The sequence below is a fragment of the Kribbella sp. NPDC043289 genome (genome assembly GCF_056436705.1).
Genome location: NZ_JBWKCB010000003.1, coordinates 62,059 through 81,331 on the forward strand (window position 1 = coordinate 62,059; position 19,273 = coordinate 81,331).

Genomic DNA, 19,273 nt, shown 5'->3' on the forward strand with positions numbered 1-19,273 from the left:
CGCCAGATTACGCGGCCTTCCAGTACCCGAGGGACTTCACGCGATGCTTCGGGACGGCGAGATCCTTCAGCACGTACGCCGTGAGCGCGCGCGTGGTCGCGGTGTCACAGGCGATCCAGACGAAACTGTCGGGGCCGATGAGCTCGCGGAGCCCGGCCTTCGCGGTCGCGACCATCTCCGGCCGCGGGATCGTGCGCAGCTCGTGATGCTCCGGGTCGATCCGGAACGGCAGGTCCTGATCGCCGTCGTGCGTGGTCTCGAACCAGATCGTGGCCGGCAACTTCGGCGCGACGGCCAGCAGCGAGTTGATCGCCGGCAGCGAGGCCGGATCGCCGATCACCAGCATCCGCGGCGGCAGCGGATCGGGCACGTCGAACCCGGTGCCCTGCACCGTCGCCTCGATCGTGTCGCCCGGCTGAGCCTTGCGGGACCAGTCGCTCGCGCAGCCGTCGTGTAGCGCGAACTCCAGACTGAACGTCCCGGCCGTGGCGTCGGGATCGACCAGCGTGTACGCGCGCTGGTGCGGCTTGCCGGCGTTGTCGAACCACAGCCGCACCCACATCGTCGGGTGCACCCCGATCGCCTCGAGCAGGCCGCCGTCGGTGAAGTGCACCCGGCGGTAGCGCTCCGTGACCTGCTCGGCACCGGTCACGGTGAAGGCGAAATCCTTCGCCCGGAACAACTTGAGGACGACGCCTTCCCAGCCATGCCTCACGATGGACCTCCAGCGAGAATTGCTCTTGCGTGGGCGGATTGCTGCTGCGTAAGTTAGCGCAGCCTAACCTAATTTAAACGAGGAGTCGTAGTGAACGCGAGGGTGTTCCGGGACACGTACGGCGTACCGCACCTGGAGGCCGGGGATCCGCTCGCGCTGGTGTACCTGCAGGGCGTGAACGCCGCGCGGGACCGGGCCTGGCAGATCGAGTTGGAGCGCCGCCGGTACCTCGGGACGAGCGCCGCCTTCCTCGGGACCGAGGCCGCGGCGTGGGACGTCTTCGCGCGCCAGGCCCGTTTGGCGGACACGGCTCGGCGGTGCTTCGAGGCGCTCGACGGCGACACGCGCGAGTGGGTGACGGCGTACGTCGAGGGTGTGAATCACGGGCTGCCGGGTGGGGCGGCTCGGGCGCCGGAGTTCGCGCAGACCGGGCTGACGCCGGAGGAGTGGGAGCCGTGGGCGCCGCTCGGGATCTGGCTGGCGGTGCACGTGCTGTTCGCCGGGTTCCCGGGCAAGCTATGGCGGACGCATGTCGCGGAACACCTCGGGGACGAGGCGCTCGAGCTCTTCACGTCCGAGGGTCCACATGGTGCCGGGAGCAACGGGTGGATGATCCCGGGGTCGCACACCGCGACGGGGCAGCCGATCGTCGCCGGCGACCCGCACCGCTACGTCGAGAGCCCCGGCGTTTATCAGCAGATCCGGCTCACGTGTCCCGAGTACGACGTGCTTGGTCTGGCGGTCCCTGGCGTCCCCGGCCTCGCGCATTTCGGGCACACCGGAACTGTCGCGTGGTCGATCACGAACGCGATGGCCGACTATCAGGATCTTTACGCGGAACAGCTGCGGCGTACTGCGGACGGCGTCACGGCGCTCGGCCCGGACGGCTGGAAGCCGGCCACCCATCACACCGAGGTGGTGGAAGTGGCCGACGCCGACCCGATCACGGTCGAGGTGATCGAGACCGATCGGGGTCCGGTGATCATGCAGACCACCTCCGGGGCGATCTCGCTGCGCTACCCGCCGCGAGTGACCGGCCGGCTGGGGTTTCAGGCGCTCGGGAACTTGCTGCGGGCAACCACTGTGGCCGATGTCGACGCGGCGTTCGACGACTGGGTCGAGCCCGTGAACGTCGTGCTGGCTGCGGATACCGAGGGTGGACTGCTGCATCGGACCGCGGGGGTCGTTCCGCGTCGGGAGCGGGAGAACATGCTGCGCGTGGTGCCCGCGTGGGATCCGAAGTACCAATGGGATGGTTGGCACGAGATGCCGCGGACGGAGGTCGACGGTCCTGCGGTGATGGCCAATGCTCGCGAACTCGCCGCGCCGTTGGGTGTCGAGTTCGCAGCGCCGCACCGTTCCAGCCGGATCCGCGAACTCGTGAACGCTCGGGACGACTGGGCGGTCGACGAGATGCCGGCCATCCACACCGACACGTACCTCGGTTCGGCCGGCTCCATCCTCGACCTCCTCGACCTTGCCGACCTGTCCCCTGCGGCCGTTGCCCTCCGCACCGAGTTGCTCGCCTGGGACCGGAGCATGGACGCCACGAGCACGACGGCCTCGTCGTACGCCGCTCTTCGCAAGGCGCTCGTGTCGCGGCTCACCGACCACTTCACGAACCTCGAGAACGCCGAGGTCGCGGAGATCTTCGCGCCGTGGATGGACCCGCTGACGCATGTCTCCTTCGCGCTGGAGAACCTGCTGTCCATCGACCTTCTCCCGGACATCAACGTGCGTTGGCTCGCCCGGGAGGCACTCGAGGAGGTCGCCGCCCGGAAGCCGCGCCCGCCGTGGGGTGAGACCCATCAGCTCGCTCCGTTGCATGCGCTGCGGGGTCCGGTGTTCGCGCCGGGCGAGGAGCCGTACGACCTCGGGCTGTCCGGCGATCACCATTGCGTGATGTCCACCTCTAGCCTCCCGGGGCTGACCGACGTGTGTGTCCGCGCGTCCGCGGCCCGCTATGCGTGGGATCTCGCCGACCGCTCGGCCAGTCGGTGGGTGGTGCCGCTCGGCGCATCCGGCGTACTCGGCGACCCGCATCACCACGATCAGCTTCCGCACTGGTTGCGCGGGGCGCTGGTCCCGGTGAGCGGCGAGACGGTACGCGAGGACCGGACGTACAAGGTCACCGTCGACGACTTCGGTGCGGTCGAGATCGCGGAGGCTGACCCGGAGCGTGACCTCGACCTGATCTTCGAGTGGGTGACGGCCGAGCGGGCTTTGTTCTGGGGTCTGCAGGAGTTGTCGCGGGCGGAGGTCGCTGCGACGTACCGGTTCCTGGATTCGGTGCCGACGCATCACGTGTACGTCGTTCGGCTGGACGGGGTGCCGGTTGCGTTGCTGCAGACGTACGATCCGCAGGCGGATCCCGCGGGGGCGGCGTACGAGATCCAGGCCGGGGACATCGGGGTGCATCTGCTGATCGCGCCCGGGGAGGCGCGTTCGGGGTTCACCGGGCATCTGGTGGAGGTGCTCGCGCGGTTTGTGTTCGAGCACCTCGGAAACCCCCGGATCGTGGTCGAGCCCGACGTACGGAACACGCGCGCGATCGAGCGCTTCCGCCGCAGCGGCTTCACCCTCGGTCCCAAGGCAACAATCACCCAGCCAAACGGAAACTCGAAGACCGCGCAGTTCGCTTTCCGCACCTGGGAGGGCTTTCAGGGATAGCGTGGCCCGCAACGATCATGGGAGGCCTGCCGTGAAGTACCTTCTCACCTCTTCGGGCGTCAGAAATCCGAGCATCCACAGCGCGCTCGTCGCCCTGCTCGACAAACCGATCGAGGAGTGTACGGCGCTCTGCATCCCCACCGCCGCGTACTACTTCCCCGAGGGCCCGGGCATCGCCTACCGCCTGATCAGCGGGACCGGTGGCGGTCCGATGGTCGGTCTGGGCTGGAAGTCCGTGGGGGTTCTCGAACTCACCGCGCTCCCCGGACTCCCCAAGGAGAACTGGGTGCCGCAGCTCCAGGAGACCGACGTACTTCTGGTCGGCGGCGGCGACCCGATGTACCTGTGCCACTGGATGCGTGAGTCCGGCTTCGCAGACCTGCTGCCCGCGCTACCCAGCGAGATGGTGTACGTCGGAGTGAGCGCCGGCAGCATGGCGGTCACCGCGAGCTTCGGCGAGAACTACAACGACCGGCCGGTGCCGACCTCCGGCAGCGAGACCCCGCTCGGCCTGATCGACATCGCGCTGTACCCGCACCTGGACCACCCCAACATGGAGGACACCTGGGTCGCCAACGTGGCGACGTGGGCCGAAGGCGTCCCGGTCCCGGCGTACGGCGTCGACGACGCCACCGCGATCACGGTGGCCGACGGAAAGCTCGAGGTCGTCTCCGAAGGCCACTGGGAACTGTTCGAGCCCGGCGGCGCGCTCAGTTCTTGACGGCGAGGACCGCGGTGATCAGCCGCTGGTAGTCGGTGAGGTCGTCCGGGGCGTCGTCGTTGCGCCACTCCACCGCGGGGACCAGGCCGGGCTCGAGGACGGTGAAGCCGTCGCCGAACAGCGCCAGGATCTGCTCGTCGGTGCGCCAGCGGCCGCGGCCCAGGGAGCCCTGCAGGACCTGCTCGAGCTCCTGGCTGCGGGGGTCGTTCTCGCTGCGGAAGTGGCTGATGAAGACGTGGCTGCCGGGCGCGATCCGGTCGTACCAGAAGCGCACGATCGAGGCCGGGTCCTCGTCGTCGTTGACGTGGTGCAGCACGGCGCTGAAGATCACGCCGACCGGCTGCGAGAAGTCGATCAGCCGGATGGTGTCCGCGTGCTCGACGATCGCCTTCGGTTCCCGCAGGTCGGCCTGGATCACCGTGGTGTTGTCGTTCTCGGCGAGCAGCGCGCGGCCGTGCGCGAGCACGATCGGGTCGTTGTCGACGTACACGACCTTCGCGTCCGGCGCGTATCGCTGGGTGACCTGGTGCACGTTGTCGGCCGTCGGCAGGCCGCTGCCGAGGTCGATGAACTGCCGGACCGGTGTGTTCGTGACGATCTCGCGGACCGCGCGGATCAGCGCACCGCGGTTGTCGTGGGCGATCACCGGCGAGCCAGGAAGCTCGTTGATGAACCGGTCACCGAAGGTGCGGTCGACGGCGAAGTTGTCCTTGCCTCCGAGCAGGTAGTCGTACGTCCGCGCGATACTCGGCTTGCTGGTGTCGAAGTACGGCGTGTTCGACGTCTCCTGCTTGTCTGCGTCGGCCATCGAGCGGATCCTTCCTGTCGAGACAAGCGTCACTCTATGCGAGCCGGAGACTACCTCGCTCCCGGCCCCGGCCCGTCCTGTCCCGATGATCAGCTCGCGGTCGAACCGGCCGTCGGCGCCGCCACCGCGGCCAGCACCTCGTCGACGACAGAGGACGGCGGCCGCTGACTCAGCTCCGCGTCCGGTGTCAGCACCAGCCGGTGGGCGAGGACCGGGTGGGCGACCTGCTTGACGTCGTCCGGGGTGGTGAAAGCCCGGCCGTCGGTCGCCGCGAACGCGCGGGCCGCCCGGACCAGGGCGATGCTGCCCCGCGGGCTGGCGCCGTACCGGACCGCGGTGTGCTCCCGCGTCGCGGCGGCGAGCTTCACGGCGTACGAGCTGATCGCCGGGTCCACGTGTACCGACCGGACGGCGGCGATCGCGTTCCGCAGCGCCGGCACGTCGATCACCGGGCTCAGCGAGTCCGGGCCGACGCGGCCGGTGTCACCAAGCACGATCCGGACCTCGGCGTCGTGGTCCGGATACCCGATCTCGATCCGCATCAGGAACCGGTCGAGCTGGGCCTCGGGCAACCGGTAGGTGCCCTCCATCTCGATCGGGTTCTGGGTGCCGACGACCAGGAACGGGTCCGGTACGGCGCGGGTGTTCGAGTCGACCGTGACGCGGCGCTCGGCCATCACCTCGAGCAGCGCCGACTGCGTCTTCGGCGTACCGCGGTTGATCTCGTCGGCGACCACCACGTTGGCGAAGATCCCGCCCGGGTGGAACTCGAACGACTCGGTGCCCTGGTGATAGACCGTCACGCCGGTGATGTCACCGGGCAGCAGGTCCGGGGTGAACTGGATCCGGTTCCAGCCGGCGTCGATGCTGCGCGCGATGCACCGCGCGAGCGTGGTCTTGCCGAGCCCCGGGACGTCCTCGATCAGCAGGTGGCCCTCGGCGAACAGCGCGGTCAGCGCCAGCCGGATCACCTCGGGCTTGCCGTGGATCACCGTCGCCAGGTTGTCCGCCACCAGCCGGTACGCCTCGCCGGGCGGAATCGTCGCGCTCACTCAGTTCTCCCCAGGTCTACGCCGGACTGCACTGAGCGAGAGTACTCAGTCGTGGTCCATCCGGTGGGGAATCCACAGCGCAAAGCCGCCAGCTCAGGGGATGCCCCCTGAGCTGGCGGCTTGTGCGCGCGCCGGCGGTGGCCTGGTCTGGCGGGCCCTGCCACCGGTGTGTCGTCAGGTCAGCGCGTGGTCCGGTGTGGCGTGGTCGCGGCCGCGGACGGGCGGCGCTCATGGTTCGTGTCGTGCACCGCGTGGTCCGCGGCGCGTGGGGCCGGGCAGACCGGGCCGCGGCGGATCGGCCCGCCACCCAGCCTCCGACTCTTCCACTGCTTTTCTTCGTAGTCGTAGTAAGTGTCGACGCCTCCGACTGTCATTCGACCCTCCCGTCGATCCCCCCGGTCCCCTGCTGGCTCAACAACGGTCGTCCACGACAACCCCCGCAGACAAGCAATTCCGGAAATCACCACGGATCAACAGGGTTCAACGCCAAGTTCTGTTGGTTTGGTCCACAAATGTGCCGTCTTGGAAATTCTCAGACGGAAACGATCGCGACACCGTGACCGGGCAACCGCACACCGTCGACCGTCACCTCGGCGGTGCCGAACGCCATCACCAGGTACTCCGGGTCCTCGGCGACCGGCACCACGGCGGGCTCGGCCGCCAGATTCGCGACCACGCGCAGGCTGCCGCGCGCCACCACCAGCCAGCGCCCGGCCGGATCGTAGGAGATCCCGACGGATTCCAGCCGGTCGTCGCGCAGCTCCGGCATCCGGGCGCGGAAGGTGAGCAGGTGCCGGTACCAGCCGAGCAGCTCGTGGTGCGGCGCGTCGTCCAGCTCGGACCAGTCCAGCACCGAGCTGCGCCAGGTCTCCGGGTCCTGCGGGTCCGGAATCTCGTCAGCGTCCCACCCGAACTCCGCGAACTCCCGCCGCCGCCCGGTCCGCACCGCGTCCGCCAGCGCCGGCTCGTCGAAGTCGGTGAAGAACCGCCACGGTGTCGAGGCGCCCCACTCCTCACCCATGAACAACATCGGCGTGTACGGCGAGGTGAGCACCAGCGCCGCGCCGATCGCGAGCTGGCCGGGTGTCAGCGCCGGCCGGTCGCCAAGCGCGCGGTTGCCGATCTGGTCGTGGTTCGACGTGTAGGCGAGGAACTCACCACCCCGGTGCTTGCGCGGGTCGACCGGTCGTCCCCAGTCCTTGCCGCGGAAGGTCGAGTACGTCCCGTCGTGCAGGAACACCCGGGTCAGCGTCTTCGCGAAGACGGCCGGGTCGCCGAAGTCCACGTAGTACCCGAACCGTTCGCCGGTCAGGAGTGAGTGCAGCGCGTGGTGGAAGTCGTCGCTCCACTGCGCCGTCATCCCCATCCCGCCCGCGGACACCGGCTCCACGGTGCGCGGGTCGTTCAGGTCGGACTCGGCGACCAGCCCCAGCGGCCGGCCGAGCTCTCGCGACAGCGCCGCGGTCTCGGTCGAGAGCTGCTGGAGGAGATGCGTCGGGCTGTCGTCGACCAGTGCGTGCACGGCGTCCAGTCGCAGTACGTCGATGTGGAAGTCGCGGAACCAGCGCAGTGCGTTGTCGCAGATCCATCGGCGTACCTCGGTGCTGCCGGTGTCGTCGAGGTTGACCGCCGGACCCCACGGGGTCGAGTGCCGGTCGGTGAAGTACGGACCGAAGCTCGCGAGGTAGTTGCCGCTCGGACCGAGGTGGTTGTAGACCACGTCGAGACAAACGGCCAGTCCGGCATCGTGACACCGGTCGACGAACCGCTGCAGTGCTTCCGGACCGCCGTACGGGTGATGGACGGCGTAGAGGTCCACACCGTCGTACCCCCAGCCGTGTACGCCGGGAAACGCGGCGACCGGGAGGAGGGAGACCACCTCCACGCCCAGCACCGCCAAGTAGTCCAAGTGCTCCGCGGCGGCGTCCAGCGTTCCTTCGAGCGTGAACGTGCCCAGATGCAGCTCGTAGAACACCGAGCCGTGGACGTCGCGACCGGTCCAGCTGTCGTCACTCCATTCGAAGCGGTCCGCCTCGAAGACCCGGCTGAACCCGTGTACACCGTCGGGCTGCCACGGGCTGCGTGGGTCGGGCATCGGGTCGCCACCGTCGACTGAGTACGCGTAGTCGGTGCCGTGGTGCGCCTCGACCACCTCGCGCTCCCACCAGCCGTCGTCGACCCAGCGCATCGGCAGCACGCCGTCGCGCAGGACCAGGTCGACGTTGGTTGCCTTGGGCACCCAGACGCGGAAGGTGTGCACGAGTCTCAGCTCCTGACCAGCAAGGCGACGGGCAGGTCGCTCAGCAGCTCGTCGATCCGCGCCGCGCCGCTGCCGACCTCACGGCCGGTCAGCACGTTTTTCCAGTGGCCGGCCGGCAATACGACGGTGCTCTCACCCCAGCCGCCCAGACGGCGCAGTGCGGCCGGCAGTCTGGTCGCCACGGTGATGACAGCGTCGCCACGAGCAAACGCGACCGCGTGCCCGTTGGACGTCGGAAGCGGCGCGTAGCTGCCCCCGAACGCATCCGGGTACTGCCGGCGGAGGCGGATCGCCCGCGACGTGACGAGCAGCTTCTCGTCGGACAGGTCCTCCGGCTTGCCCCCTGAGTCCAAACGCTGCAGCCGCGCCACGCGGTCCTTGTAGTCCACTGGTCGCCGGTTGTCCGGGTCGACGAGGGACAGGTCCACCAGCTCGGTGCCTTGATAGACATCCGGTACGCCAGGCATCGTCAGCTGCACCAGCTTCTGACCGAGCGTCGCCGCCCGGACGTACTCGGTCTGCTCGTCCGCAAAGCGGCGTACCGCGGTGAGCACGTTGTCATCGTTCAGCACTGCAGTGGCGAAGGCGGCGACGGTCTGCTCGTACTCGTCGTCCGGCGAGGTCCAGGACGTGTGCCGCTTCGCTTCACGGATCGCCTTCAGCAGATAGGCCTGCAGACGGTCCTCGGCGAGCGGTCCGTCGTCCCAGCTGCCGAAGAGCGTCTGCCAGAACAGGTACTCCGTGCTGCCGTCCAGCGCGGGAGTCCGGTGGTCCTCCGACAGCCGACGCCACTCCCGGACCGCCTCGGACCACGCCGCGGGCTGCTCGGACAGCACTCCGAGCCGGGCCCGGACGTCCTCCGACCGCTTGGTGTCGTGCGTTGACAGCGTGGTCATCGTCTTCGGCCAGTGCTTGTTCAGCTGGGTCGAGTACGCGTGGAACTCCTCCGGCGTGACACCGAAGTGCTCCGGGTCGCCACCGACCTCGTTCAGCGACGTGAGCCGCAGCCACCGGTAGAACGCGGTGTCCTCGACCCCCTTCGCCATCACCGGTCCACAGGTCTGCTGGAAGCGCACAATCAGCTCGGCTCGCGCCTGCTCGTCGATCGTGCTCGTCTCCCGCCCGAGCAGCAGATGCAGTACGACGTCCAGCGTCGCGTGCCGGTCCTCGGCGAGATTCGCCCGCGCCTTGTCCGCCGCCCGCTCCAACGCAGCGACTGCCGTAGGCGACGGCTCCTCCCCAGGCACGACGTACGCGCGGTAGACATCGAACTGGACCAGCAGCTCGGCCACGACCTCGTGGAACGCCCGCCTGGTGTGATCCCGCAGCCGGACGTCGTCCTGACAGATGCGCGCCAGCAACTCGACCAGCCGATGCACCTCCGCGTACTGCCCGTGCTGGACGATCTCGCGCTTCGCCTCCTCCACCACCGGCCCGAAGTCGGCCGGTGCACCGGTCAGCTCGGAGTGCAGCGCTGCGAGCGGCGCCGCGCCGGCGGGGTCGACGAACAGGCCGCCGACGCGCAGCAGAGCGTCGTACCCCGTGGTGCCGGCGCAGGGCCAGTCGCTGGGGAGCTCCTCGTCGCCCTCGAGAATCTTCTCGACCACGACCCACGCGCCACCGGTCCGCTCGGCCAGACGGCGCAGGTAACCACGCGGGTCCGCCAGCCCGTCCGGATGGTCGATCCGGTAGCCGTGGAGCTTGCCCTCGTGCAGCAGCGCGAGCAGTAGCTCGTGAGTCGCGTCGAAGACCTCCTGGGTCTCCTGACGCACCGCGGCGAGGGTGTCGACGTCGAAGAAGCGCCGGTAGTTCAGCTCCTCGTCAGCGACCCGCCAATGGGCCAAGCGGTACCACTGCTCGGTGACGAGCTCCTCGAGCGGCAGCTCCTCGGTCCCGGGCCGCAGCGGGTACTCGTGGTCGTAGTACCGCAGGACGTCGCCGTCGATCGACAGCTCGTCGTCGGCCAGCACCTTGCCGATGCGCTGGCCGAGCACCGCCATCAGCAACGGCTGGTTCCCCGAGCCCCAGTCGACGTCGAACCACTCGGCGTACTGCGAACCGGGCCCGAGCCGCAGCACCGACCACAGCGCCTTGTTCAGGCTCTCCGGCGTCGGCACGGCGACATGGTTCGGTACGACGTCCGCGATCGCGCCGAGGCGGTGTTGCGCCAGCTGGAGCGAGAGCCGGTTGAACGCGGCGCGCCCACCCATCTGCTCGGACAGCCGGCTGTGGTCCACCACGTCGTACCCGTGGGTGGACCCAGGGGCGGCCTGGAGGACCGGGGAGAGGTAAGCGTGGGAGATCCCGAGGCTCGACAGGTACGGGACTACCGCGGCGGCGTCGTCGAAGCCGAACTCGGCGCGGAGCTGGAACCGGTAGGTGGCCTGCGGGACCCCCATCATCCGGCGGCCTGCCGCGGGCGGGTCAGGACCATCGTTGCGCGGGCCTCCAGCTGGACGGTGGTGCCGGCCGGATGCGGCTCGGCGGCCGGCTCACCGGCAACGCTGGTCGTGTCGACCGCGACCGTCCAGCTCTCGCCGTACTCCTCGGGTGGGAGGAGGAAGTCGACCGGCTCGTAGTTGCCGTTCAGCAACACCAGGAACGAGTCGTCGACCACCGGCTCGCCACGCAGGTCCGGCTCGGAGATCGCGTCGCCGTTCAGGAACACCGCGATCGCCTGGGCGTCGTCGCGCTGCCAGTCGCCACCCTGCATCTCGGTGCCCTTCGGCGTGAACCAGACCAGATCACCGAGTCCGTCGATGCCGGTGTCGCCGTGGAAGAACCGGCGGCGGCGCAGCACCGGGTGGTTGTTGCGCAGCCGGACCAGCGACCGGGTGAACTCGAGCAGGTGCTTCTGCGGCTCGGCGAGCTCCCAGTCGATCCAGGCGATCTCGTTGTCCTGGCAGTAGACGTTGTTGTTGCCGCCCTGGGTGCGGCCGAGCTCGTCGCCGTGGGCGATCATCGGCACACCCTGCGAGATCATCAGCGTGGTCAGGAAGTTGCGTTCCTGCTTGGCCCGCAGCCGCAGTACCTCGGGGTCGTCGGTCGGGCCCTCGACGCCGCAGTTCCAGGAGCGGTTGTGACTCTCGCCGTCGTTGCCGCCCTCGCCGTTCGCCTCGTTGTGCTTCTCGTTGTACGAGACCAGGTCGCGCAGGGTGAAGCCGTCGTGGGCGGTGACGAAGTTGATACTCGCCAACGGCCGGCGGCTGTCGTCCTGGTAGAGGTCCGACGAACCGGTCAGCCGGGAGGCGAACTCGGCCACCGTGAACTTCTCGCCCCGCCAGTAGTCCCGGACGGTGTCGCGGTACTTGCCGTTCCACTCCGTCCACAGCGGCGGGAAGTTGCCGACCTGGTAGCCGCCGTCGCCGACGTCCCACGGCTCGGCGATCAGCTTCACCTGGCTGACCACCGGGTCCTGCTGGACCAGGTCGAAGAACGCCGACAGCCGGTCCACCTCGTGGAACTGGCGGGCCAGTGTGGCCGCGAGGTCGAAGCGGAAGCCGTCGACGTGCATCTCGGTGACCCAGTACCGCAGCGAGTCCATGATCAGCTGCAGGACGTGTGGGTGCCGCATCAGGAGGCTGTTGCCGGTGCCGGTGGTGTCGTAGTAGTGCTGCTTGTCCTCGTCCACCAGCCGGTAGTACGCCGCGTTGTCGATGCCCTTGAAGGACAGTGTCGGGCCGAACTCGTTCCCCTCGGCGGTGTGGTTGTAGACCACGTCGAGGATGACCTCGATGTCCGCCTCGTGCAGCGCCTTCACCATCGCCTTGAACTCGGTCACCTGCTGGCCGCGGGTGCCGGTCGACGCGTAGGCGTTGTGCGGCGCGAAGAAGCCGATCGTGTTGTAGCCCCAGTAGTTGGACAGGCCGATCTCCTGCAGGTGCCCGTCCTGGGCGAACTGGTGCACCGGCATCAGTTCGATCGCGGACACCCCGAGCTCCTTGAGGTGCTCGATGATCGCCGGGTGCCCGATCCCCGCGTACGTGCCGCGGATCTCGTCGGGCAGGCCCGGGTGCGTCTTGGTGAGGCCCTTGACGTGTGCCTCGTAGATGACCGTCTCGTGGTACGCGTGGCCCGGCGGGCGGTCGGTGCCCCAGTCGAAGAACGGGTTGGTCACCACCGAGAGCATCGTGTGCTCCCGGTTGTCCATCGTGTTCAGCTCGTCCGGGTTGCCGAACCGGTAGCTGAACAGCGACTCGTCACCGTCCAGCTGGCCGTCGATCGCTTTCGCGTACGGGTCCAGCAGCAGCTTCGACGGGTTGCACCGGTGGCCTTCGGCCGGGTTGTACGGGCCGTGCACGCGGAAGCCGTACCGCTGGCCGGGCTGCACGCCCGGCAGGTACGCGTGGTGGACGAACCCGTCCACCTCGGTCAGCTGCACCAGCTGCTCGGTGCCGTCCTCGCCGAGCAGCGCCAGATCGACGCGTTCGGCAACCTCCGAGAACACCGCGAAGTTCGTCCCGGCGCCGTCGTACGTGGCACCGAGAGGGTAGGGACGACCAGGCCATTTCTGCACTTGATGACAGTAGCCACCCGGACCGTCGGAGGCCGCACGCGGGGTGTTTCGGTTCCAAGAATTCACTGGGTAAGGGGTTGCAGGAAGCTGCAAGGGCTTTAACGTCCCAATTTCGGCTCAACTGGGCTAAGGTCTTGCGCTTGTGAAACCGCCTTCCCGGCGGCCTGTCTTTCTGGACTCGACCGGGCGCCGCCGTCGCACGATCCGCAGAACCGGCGCCTTCCTTGCCGTGCCTACCGTCGGTTACCTGGTGCTCATGGCCAGTAGCCTTCTCGGCGGACCGCACATGGACACGCCGCTGATCCCCCTCCCCGAAGCCGCCAAGCCGAAGAACCGGCCGACCGAGCCGGTCGAAGCCGCGATCCAGACTCCCCTCCCGACCTCCGTCGCCGGCACCACGAAGCCGGGCGACGGGCCGAGCAGCACCTCCTCGACCGACTCCGGGTCGACGACCACCGGTACGACGAGCTCGACCACCACGTCGGCGACGACGGCTCCCACGAGCGCTCCCCCCACAGCTCCCGTGACGCCCGGCGTCTCCCCGACGATCGTCCCGCCGGTCACACCGGTGCCCCCGACGCTCACCGTCGTACCGACGAGCACTACGACGACCGTTCCCACTACAACGGCCACGACCACCGCGCCGACGACCACGACGACCACGACGACCACGACGCACGGCAAGAAGCCGACCGCGCCGCCGACGGGTCAGACCAAGACGCCGGGTAAGCCGTGAACGAATCGTGAGCAGACCGGTCGCTCGACGCGCCAAACCGGTCCCGCTGCGGACGCACTGGATCGTCCTGACGATGCTGCTGGTCTGCCTGTCCAGCATGTTGTTGCTGAACGGCTACACGCACCACATGTTCGGTGCGGCGCCGGACGGCGCGGTCCAGCCGGTCGGTGGGTCCGGAACAGTCCCGCGGTCGATCATCACCGGCGGACCGGTGATCGACGCCGGAGCCGGCGCACCGCGCTCGGTGTCACCGCACGCGCGCACCATCGCACTCACCTTCGACGACGGACCGGATCCCGTCTGGACACCGAGGATCCTGGACTTGCTCCGGGATCAGCAGGTGCACGCGACCTTCTTCGTCGTCGGTACGGCGGTCGCCGCGCATCCCGACATCGCCCGCCGGATCGTGTCCGAAGGCCACCAGATCGCAGTACACAGCTTCACCCACGCCAATCTCTCCACCGCGGCACCCTGGCGCCGCGCACTGGAACTCCGGCAGAGCCAGCTGATCCTCGCGGGTGCCACTGGTCTCAGTACGACGCTGCTCAGGCCGCCGTACTCCTCGGAACCGCGCGCGCTGACGGACCGCGACTGGGCCGCTCTCCAGCAGATCCGGGACGCCGGATACCTGTCGGTGCTCACCACTCAGGACAGTGAGGACTGGCGCAAGCCCGGCACCGACCAGGTGATCGCCAACTCGATGCCGAGCAGCACTGCCGGCCAGGTGCTGCTGATGCACGACGCCGGTGGCGACCGCAGCGAGACCGTCGAGGCGCTGAGCAAGCTGCTCCCGCGGCTGAAGGCTCGCGGCTTCCGGTTCGCGACGGTCAGCGACGCGGTCGGTCTGCCCGACCCCACGCACTCCGCAGGTCTGCTGGAACGCGGCCGTGGCATGGCAGCCATCTGGGCGATGCGGATCAGCGACTGGATCCTCAGCATCATCACCTGGCTCCTGTACGCCGCCGGCGCGCTGAGCGTGCTCCGGGCCATCACCACCGTCGTCGCCGCACGGCGCCACGCGAAGATGCGCGACTGGTCGTACGGACCACCCGTGACCGAACCGGTCAGCGTCATCGTTCCGGCCTACAACGAAAGCGCGGGGATCGAGGCGGCCATCCGCTCGCTGGTGGCGTCGGACCACCCGCTCGAGGTGATCGTCGTCGACGACGGATCGACCGACGGTACGGCGGACCTCGTCGAGGCACTGCGGATTCCCGGGGTCCGGGTGATCCGGCAGGCCAATGCGGGTAAGCCGGTCGCACTCAACACCGGACTGCAGGCGGCGCGGTTCGAGCTGATCGTGATGGTCGACGGCGACACCGTGTTCGAGCCGGACGCCGTACGGAAGCTGATCCAGCCGTTCGGGCACCCTGCCGTTGGCGCGGTGTCGGGGAACGCCAAGGTGGGCAACCGCGGCGGTCTGATCGGGCGCTGGCAGCACATCGAGTACGTGATCGGCTTCAACCTGGACCGCAGGTTGTTCGACCTGGCCGAGTGCATGCCCACCGTGCCCGGTGCGGTCGGCGCATTCCGTCGTACGGCGTTGGAGCGCATCGGTGGGCTGAGTGACGTGACGCTGGCGGAGGACACCGACCTGACCATGGCGCTGTGCCGGGACGGGTGGCGAGTGGTGTACGAGGAGAGCGCGGTGGCGTGGACCGAGGCGCCGGCGTCACTGGGCGCACTGTGGCGGCAGCGGTATCGCTGGTGCTACGGCACGCTCCAGGCGATGTGGAAACACCGCGGCGCGGCAGTGCAGGGCGGTCGGGCCGGGAAGTTCGGTCGGCGCGGTCTGACGTACCTCATGCTCTTCCAGGTGCTGCTGCCCTTGCTGGCGCCGGTTGTGGACGTGTTCGCGATCTACGGACTCGTCTTCCTCAATCCGGTCCGCGTGCTGTCGGTCTGGGCCGGCTTCGTCCTCCTGCAGCTCGCTATGGGTTTCTACGCCTTCCGCCTCGACGGAGAGCGCTCCGGACCACTGTGGACCCTGCCGCTGCAGCAGCTCGTCTACCGCCAGCTGATGTACCTCGTAGTCATCCAGTCCGTCTTCACCGCACTGGCCGGCACCCGCCTCCGCTGGCAACGCATGGAACGCTACGGAAGCCTCCAAGCCCCAGTCGGCTCCTAGCAGTACGGCGTGGGGCCTGCGGGCGACTGGGCTCGGTGTGAAACTTTACGTGGAGCGATTGTTGTCTCACGTGGAGTGAAATAGATGTTGAAGCGGGTCGTACTACTTGCCGGGATTCTGCTCGTTGTCACCGCCGGGGCAAGACCGGTGATCGTCGGGGGGACGGTGGCGAGTACGACCGAGGCGCCGTGGGCGATTGCGTTGAACAACAGCCAGTCCGCGTCGCCGAACGGGCTGTACTGCGGGGCGACCCTGATCGCGCCGGACAAGATCGTCACCGCCGCGCACTGCATGGACGAGGACATGTCGACGTACTACGCGGTGCAGGGGCGGGCCGATCTCGCGGACAACTCGGTCGGTCAGACGTCGCGGATCCGCAAGGTGTGGATCCACCCCGGTTACAACACGAAGGACCACCGGTACGACGTCGCCGTACTGACGCTGAGCAGGCCGTTCCGCGGCGTACCGGTGCTGCCGCTCGAGACGCACGCGCGGGCGGACCGCGCCGGCGCCGTACCGGTCGTCTACGGGTGGGGTGACACGCAGGGCACCGGGCCGGACACGACGCTGCAGAAGGCCTCGGTGCCGGACCTCGGGGACAACGCCTGCCTGGCGAACAAGAGCTACGTCGCCGGCGGCTACGCGGCGGCGACCAACATCTGCGCCGGCTACCGCAAGGGCGGAACCGACGCCTGCCAGGGCGACTCCGGTGGCCCGCTGGTCCTGAACGGCCGTCTGCTCGGTGTCGTCTCCTGGGGTCAGGGCTGTGCCCAACCCGATAAGCCCGGCGTGTACGCGGAGGTCGCCACCATGGCCAAGGCGCTGCTGCAACACTGAGGGGTATGCCCGAACCAGTCCGCGTCATCAAGGCCGGCGACCTGGTCGCCGCCGATCCGACCTCCGGCATGCTCCGGATGCGCGCCTTCGAGCTCCCGATCCTGTGGGCCGGGCAGGTGGTCACCCAGCCCGGCGCCATCTCCGGCTGGCATCACCACGACAAGAACGAGAGCAGCCTCTACATCGTCTCCGGCGTACTGCGTCTGGAGTTCGAAGGCACCGACGAGTACCTGGACGCGGTGGCGGGCGACTTCGTGCACGTGCCCGCGTTCACCATCCACCGCGAGAGCAACCCCACCGACGACCCGTCGCTGGCGATCATCGCCCGCGCCGGCGGTGGGATCCCTACCGTAAACGTCGACGCTCCGCCACGCGGTTAGGTCAGGTTCGTCAACTCGCAACATACCTCTCGGTACGAGCGTCTGCTCGTTACGGTCCTGTCACGCCGCGAAAACACCTTCTCCATAGCTTTCTCGTCAGCAACTCCACCGCCCAAGTGAGTTGCTCAGCGAGTTGCCCAGTGAGGAGAAGGCATGGCGCAGACCAGACGTCAGTTCCTGCAGCAGGTCGGTATCACCGGTGGCGCAGGAGTCCTGTACTCCACGATGTCCGCACTCGGCCTCACGAGTGTCGCCGAGACCCCCGCGTACGCCGCCCCGTCGCGGGTCGAGATGAACGGCCGCCGCAAGCACATCGTGGTGCTCGGCGCCGGGATCGCCGGTCTCACGTCGGCGTACGAACTGCTCAAGGCCGGCTACCAGGTCACGCTGCTGGAGGCGCGGACCCGTCCGGGCGGCCGCAACTGGACGGTCCGCGGCGGCACCGTGGAGACCGACCTGGCCGGCAACACCCAGCGCGCGACGTTCTCGCCCGGTCAGTACATGAACGCCGGTCCGGGCCGGCTGCCGCAGCACCACGTGACGCTCGACTACTGCCGTGAACTCGGCGTCGCGATCGAGCCCTTCGTCAACCAGAACGCCGACGCGTACCTGTACCGCGAAGGCACGAGCGCCCTGTCCAACAAGCCGATCCGGCACCGCACCGCGAAGGCGGACGTCTACGGGTACGTCGCCGAACTGCTCGCTACCGCTACGGATCAGGGCGCCCTTGACGCCGTGCTGACGGCGACCGACAAGCAGGCGCTGATCGGGTTCCTCGGCAGCTTCGGCTCGATCGGCAACAAGGCGTCCGGGTTCGCCTACACCGGTGCCGACGGCCGTCGCGGTTACACCGTCGAGCCGGGTGCCGGACTCGAAGGCGGTACGACGGCGGCGCCGTACGCCCTGAGCGACGTCTTCGCGAGTGGCGTCGGCAACTACTTCTCGTTCGAGTTCGGCTGGGACCAGGCGATGATGATGTTCCAGCCGGTCGGCGGCATGGACCGGATCCCGTACGCGTTCGAGCGCGCGATCGGCAAGGACAAGATCCACTACGGCGCCGAGGTGACCGGTCTGCGGAACACCACGTCCGGCGTCGAGGTCACCTACACGAGCGGTACGCGGACGCGGGTGCTCAGCGCGGACTACGCGATCTGCACACTGCCGCCGCACCTGGCCGCGAAGGTCCCGTCCAACCTGCCCGCGCCGATCCTCGAGTCGCTCCGGTACGCGCGGCCGACGAACGCGGGCAAGATCGGCATCGAGTACGGCCGGCGCTGGTGGGAGGAGGACCACCGGATCTACGGCGGGATCACCAACAGCACCCTGGACACGGTCAACACCTGGTATCCCTCGTACGGTTTCCACGGCGAGCGCGGGACGCTGATCGGCTACTACAACACCGGCACGAACGCGAACACGTACGGCGCCCTGACGCCGGCCGCCCGCCTCGAACGGGCCCTCGCCCAGGGCACCAAGATCCATGGCGACACCTACGGCAAGGACGTCAAGGCGTCGTTCTCGGTGAACTGGATGGGCACCAAGTACTCGGAGGCGTCCTGGGTCAGCTGGCCGTCCCAGACCGACGGGATCTACGCCCGGCTGCTCGATGCCACCGGCAACATCTACTTCGCCGGCGACCACCTGTCGCATGTGATCGCCTGGCAGCACGGCGCGATCACATCGGCCCGGGCCACCGTGACCGCCCTGCACAGCCGGGTGGTGACCGGCCGATGAAGAGGACACGCCTGATCGCCGGGGTTGTCGCCGTGGTCGTGTCGTTCACGGCCGGCGCCGGGACAGCGGCCGGCTGGTGGGACAAGCCACAGCCGCCGAAGCCTGGCACGGTCGTCCCGGCACTGCCCGCCGGGCAGGCCAACCCGATGATCGCGAGTGGCGTCGGGATCGGTGCGAACACAGCGGTCTACAAGACCAGCGGGATCGGCCCGTCGGCCCTCAACACCGGGGCACCGGCCGGATCCGAGGCGGCGTACGTCGACACCGTCGTGTTCCCCGGCGGCACGCTGCCGGCGGGCGTGACGATCACCGAGGCGCAGGGCATCAACGTGCTGCGCCGGATCGGGGAGAACCTGCAGGCGGCAGGCCTGTCGTACGCCGACGTGTACACGATGCGCGTGTTCCTGCAGAACCCCGCCGGCGCCGCGACCGCCGACTTCGCCGGCTGGAACCGCGCGTACCGCCAGTACTTCGCCAACACCGACCTCACCACCGGCGCGTACGTCGCAGTCCCCCTCGGTACGGCGGCACCCGCGAAACCGTTCGTCGTCAACAAGTCCCGCCCGTCCCGGTTCGCCCTGGAGATCGAGAATCTCCCGGTCGCCGGATGGCTCGTCGAGGTGGAGGTCGACGCGGCGTACCCGAAGCGCTGACCCCGGAGGTCCGGCCTCCGTAGCACCCAGCCGGTTAACCTGGCTGGGTGCTACTCGTTCGCG

15 protein-coding genes are annotated in these 19,273 nt (G+C 68.7%); 8 read left to right on the forward strand and 7 right to left on the reverse strand.

All coding sequences use genetic code 11. The features are described 5' to 3' along the window. Positions 1-7 precede the first annotated feature (7 nt). Positions 8-715: a siderophore-interacting protein gene (locus tag AC0662_RS18675; protein ID WP_452197194.1), complete on the reverse strand. Its 708-nt coding sequence runs from the start codon at positions 713-715 to the stop codon at positions 8-10. Positions 716-805: 90 nt separating this feature from the next. Between AC0662_RS18675 and AC0662_RS18680 the strand changes: the two genes are divergently transcribed. Then, on the forward strand, positions 806-3,385 hold the full coding sequence (locus AC0662_RS18680; RefSeq protein ID WP_478302026.1) for a GNAT family N-acetyltransferase: 2,580 nt from the start codon (positions 806-808) through the stop codon (positions 3,383-3,385). Between the two features lie 31 nt (positions 3,386-3,416). Beyond that, positions 3,417-4,106, forward strand: a complete 690-nt coding sequence (locus AC0662_RS18685; RefSeq protein ID WP_478302028.1) for a Type 1 glutamine amidotransferase-like domain-containing protein — start codon at positions 3,417-3,419, stop codon at positions 4,104-4,106. On the opposite strand, the gene AC0662_RS18690 is transcribed toward AC0662_RS18685, so the two are convergent. The 6 genes from AC0662_RS18690 to glgX all read right to left on the reverse strand — a co-directional run bounded on the left by AC0662_RS18690 (position 4,096) and on the right by glgX (position 12,742). Then, a complete protein-coding gene (locus tag AC0662_RS18690; protein ID WP_478302030.1) occupies positions 4,096-4,914 on the reverse strand; it encodes an SAM-dependent methyltransferase in 819 nt (272 codons plus the stop codon). The two genes, AC0662_RS18685 and AC0662_RS18690, sit on opposite strands and share 11 nt — an antisense overlap. Positions 4,915-5,003: 89 nt before the next feature. Then, the gene (locus AC0662_RS18695; RefSeq protein WP_478302032.1) at positions 5,004-5,966 is read right to left on the reverse strand and encodes an AAA family ATPase; all 963 of its coding nucleotides are present in this window, start codon (positions 5,964-5,966) and stop codon (positions 5,004-5,006) included. 179 nt (positions 5,967-6,145) lie between these two features. Continuing rightward, complete coding sequence (locus AC0662_RS18700) at positions 6,146-6,340, reverse strand: hypothetical protein (RefSeq protein ID WP_452197189.1); 195 nt, start codon at positions 6,338-6,340, stop codon at positions 6,146-6,148. Between the two features lie 158 nt (positions 6,341-6,498). Next, on the reverse strand, positions 6,499-8,226 hold the full coding sequence (treZ, locus tag AC0662_RS18705) for a malto-oligosyltrehalose trehalohydrolase (protein WP_478302034.1): 1,728 nt from the start codon (positions 8,224-8,226) through the stop codon (positions 6,499-6,501). A gap of 5 nt (positions 8,227-8,231) precedes the next feature. Then, positions 8,232-10,628 (reverse strand): malto-oligosyltrehalose synthase, encoded by a 2,397-nt coding sequence (gene treY, locus AC0662_RS18710; protein WP_478302036.1) that lies wholly within the window; start codon positions 10,626-10,628, stop codon positions 8,232-8,234. Then, positions 10,625-12,742, reverse strand: coding sequence for a glycogen debranching protein GlgX (glgX, locus tag AC0662_RS18715; protein WP_478302038.1), 2,118 nt, complete (start codon positions 12,740-12,742; stop codon positions 10,625-10,627). The genes treY and glgX overlap by 4 nt, the downstream gene beginning before the upstream one ends. Positions 12,743-12,998: 256 nt before the next feature. Here glgX and AC0662_RS18720 point away from each other — a divergent pair, with 256 nt between their 5' ends. The 6 genes from AC0662_RS18720 (at position 12,999) to AC0662_RS18745 (ending at position 19,210) form a co-directional block, all read left to right on the forward strand. Further along, a complete protein-coding gene (locus AC0662_RS18720; RefSeq protein ID WP_478302040.1) occupies positions 12,999-13,478 on the forward strand; it encodes a hypothetical protein in 480 nt (159 codons plus the stop codon). Positions 13,479-13,485: 7 nt separating this feature from the next. Beyond that, the gene (locus AC0662_RS18725) at positions 13,486-15,606 is read left to right on the forward strand and encodes a bifunctional polysaccharide deacetylase/glycosyltransferase family 2 protein (protein WP_478302042.1); all 2,121 of its coding nucleotides are present in this window, start codon (positions 13,486-13,488) and stop codon (positions 15,604-15,606) included. An 84-nt stretch (positions 15,607-15,690) separates the two neighbouring features. Continuing rightward, positions 15,691-16,443 carry a S1 family peptidase gene (locus AC0662_RS18730; protein ID WP_478302044.1) on the forward strand — a complete coding sequence of 251 codons (753 nt, stop codon included), beginning with the start codon at positions 15,691-15,693 and terminating at the stop codon, positions 16,441-16,443. A 5-nt stretch (positions 16,444-16,448) separates the two neighbouring features. Next, the gene (locus tag AC0662_RS18735) at positions 16,449-16,823 is read left to right on the forward strand and encodes a cupin domain-containing protein (RefSeq protein WP_478302046.1); all 375 of its coding nucleotides are present in this window, start codon (positions 16,449-16,451) and stop codon (positions 16,821-16,823) included. A 153-nt stretch (positions 16,824-16,976) separates the two neighbouring features. Continuing rightward, positions 16,977-18,557, forward strand: a complete 1,581-nt coding sequence (locus tag AC0662_RS18740; RefSeq protein ID WP_478302048.1) for a flavin monoamine oxidase family protein — start codon at positions 16,977-16,979, stop codon at positions 18,555-18,557. Then, positions 18,554-19,210: a Rid family hydrolase gene (locus tag AC0662_RS18745; protein WP_478302050.1), complete on the forward strand. Its 657-nt coding sequence runs from the start codon at positions 18,554-18,556 to the stop codon at positions 19,208-19,210. Before AC0662_RS18740 ends, AC0662_RS18745 begins: the two co-directional genes overlap by 4 nt. Positions 19,211-19,273: the final 63 nt, after the last annotated feature.

Coding starts and splice junctions, on each gene's coding strand:
- AC0662_RS18720 (WP_478302040.1), top strand. CDS start 12,999: ATGGCCAGTAGCCTTCTCGGCGGACCGCACATGGACACGCCGCTGATC.
- treY (WP_478302036.1), bottom strand. CDS start 10,628: ATGATGGGGGTCCCGCAGGCCACCTACCGGTTCCAGCTCCGCGCCGAG.
- AC0662_RS18735 (WP_478302046.1), top strand. CDS start 16,449: ATGCCCGAACCAGTCCGCGTCATCAAGGCCGGCGACCTGGTCGCCGCC.
- AC0662_RS18730 (WP_478302044.1), top strand. CDS start 15,691: ATGTTGAAGCGGGTCGTACTACTTGCCGGGATTCTGCTCGTTGTCACC.
- AC0662_RS18700 (WP_452197189.1), bottom strand. CDS start 6,340: ATGACAGTCGGAGGCGTCGACACTTACTACGACTACGAAGAAAAGCAG.
- AC0662_RS18745 (WP_478302050.1), top strand. CDS start 18,554: ATGAAGAGGACACGCCTGATCGCCGGGGTTGTCGCCGTGGTCGTGTCG.
- AC0662_RS18690 (WP_478302030.1), bottom strand. CDS start 4,914: ATGGCCGACGCAGACAAGCAGGAGACGTCGAACACGCCGTACTTCGAC.
- AC0662_RS18740 (WP_478302048.1), top strand. CDS start 16,977: ATGGCGCAGACCAGACGTCAGTTCCTGCAGCAGGTCGGTATCACCGGT.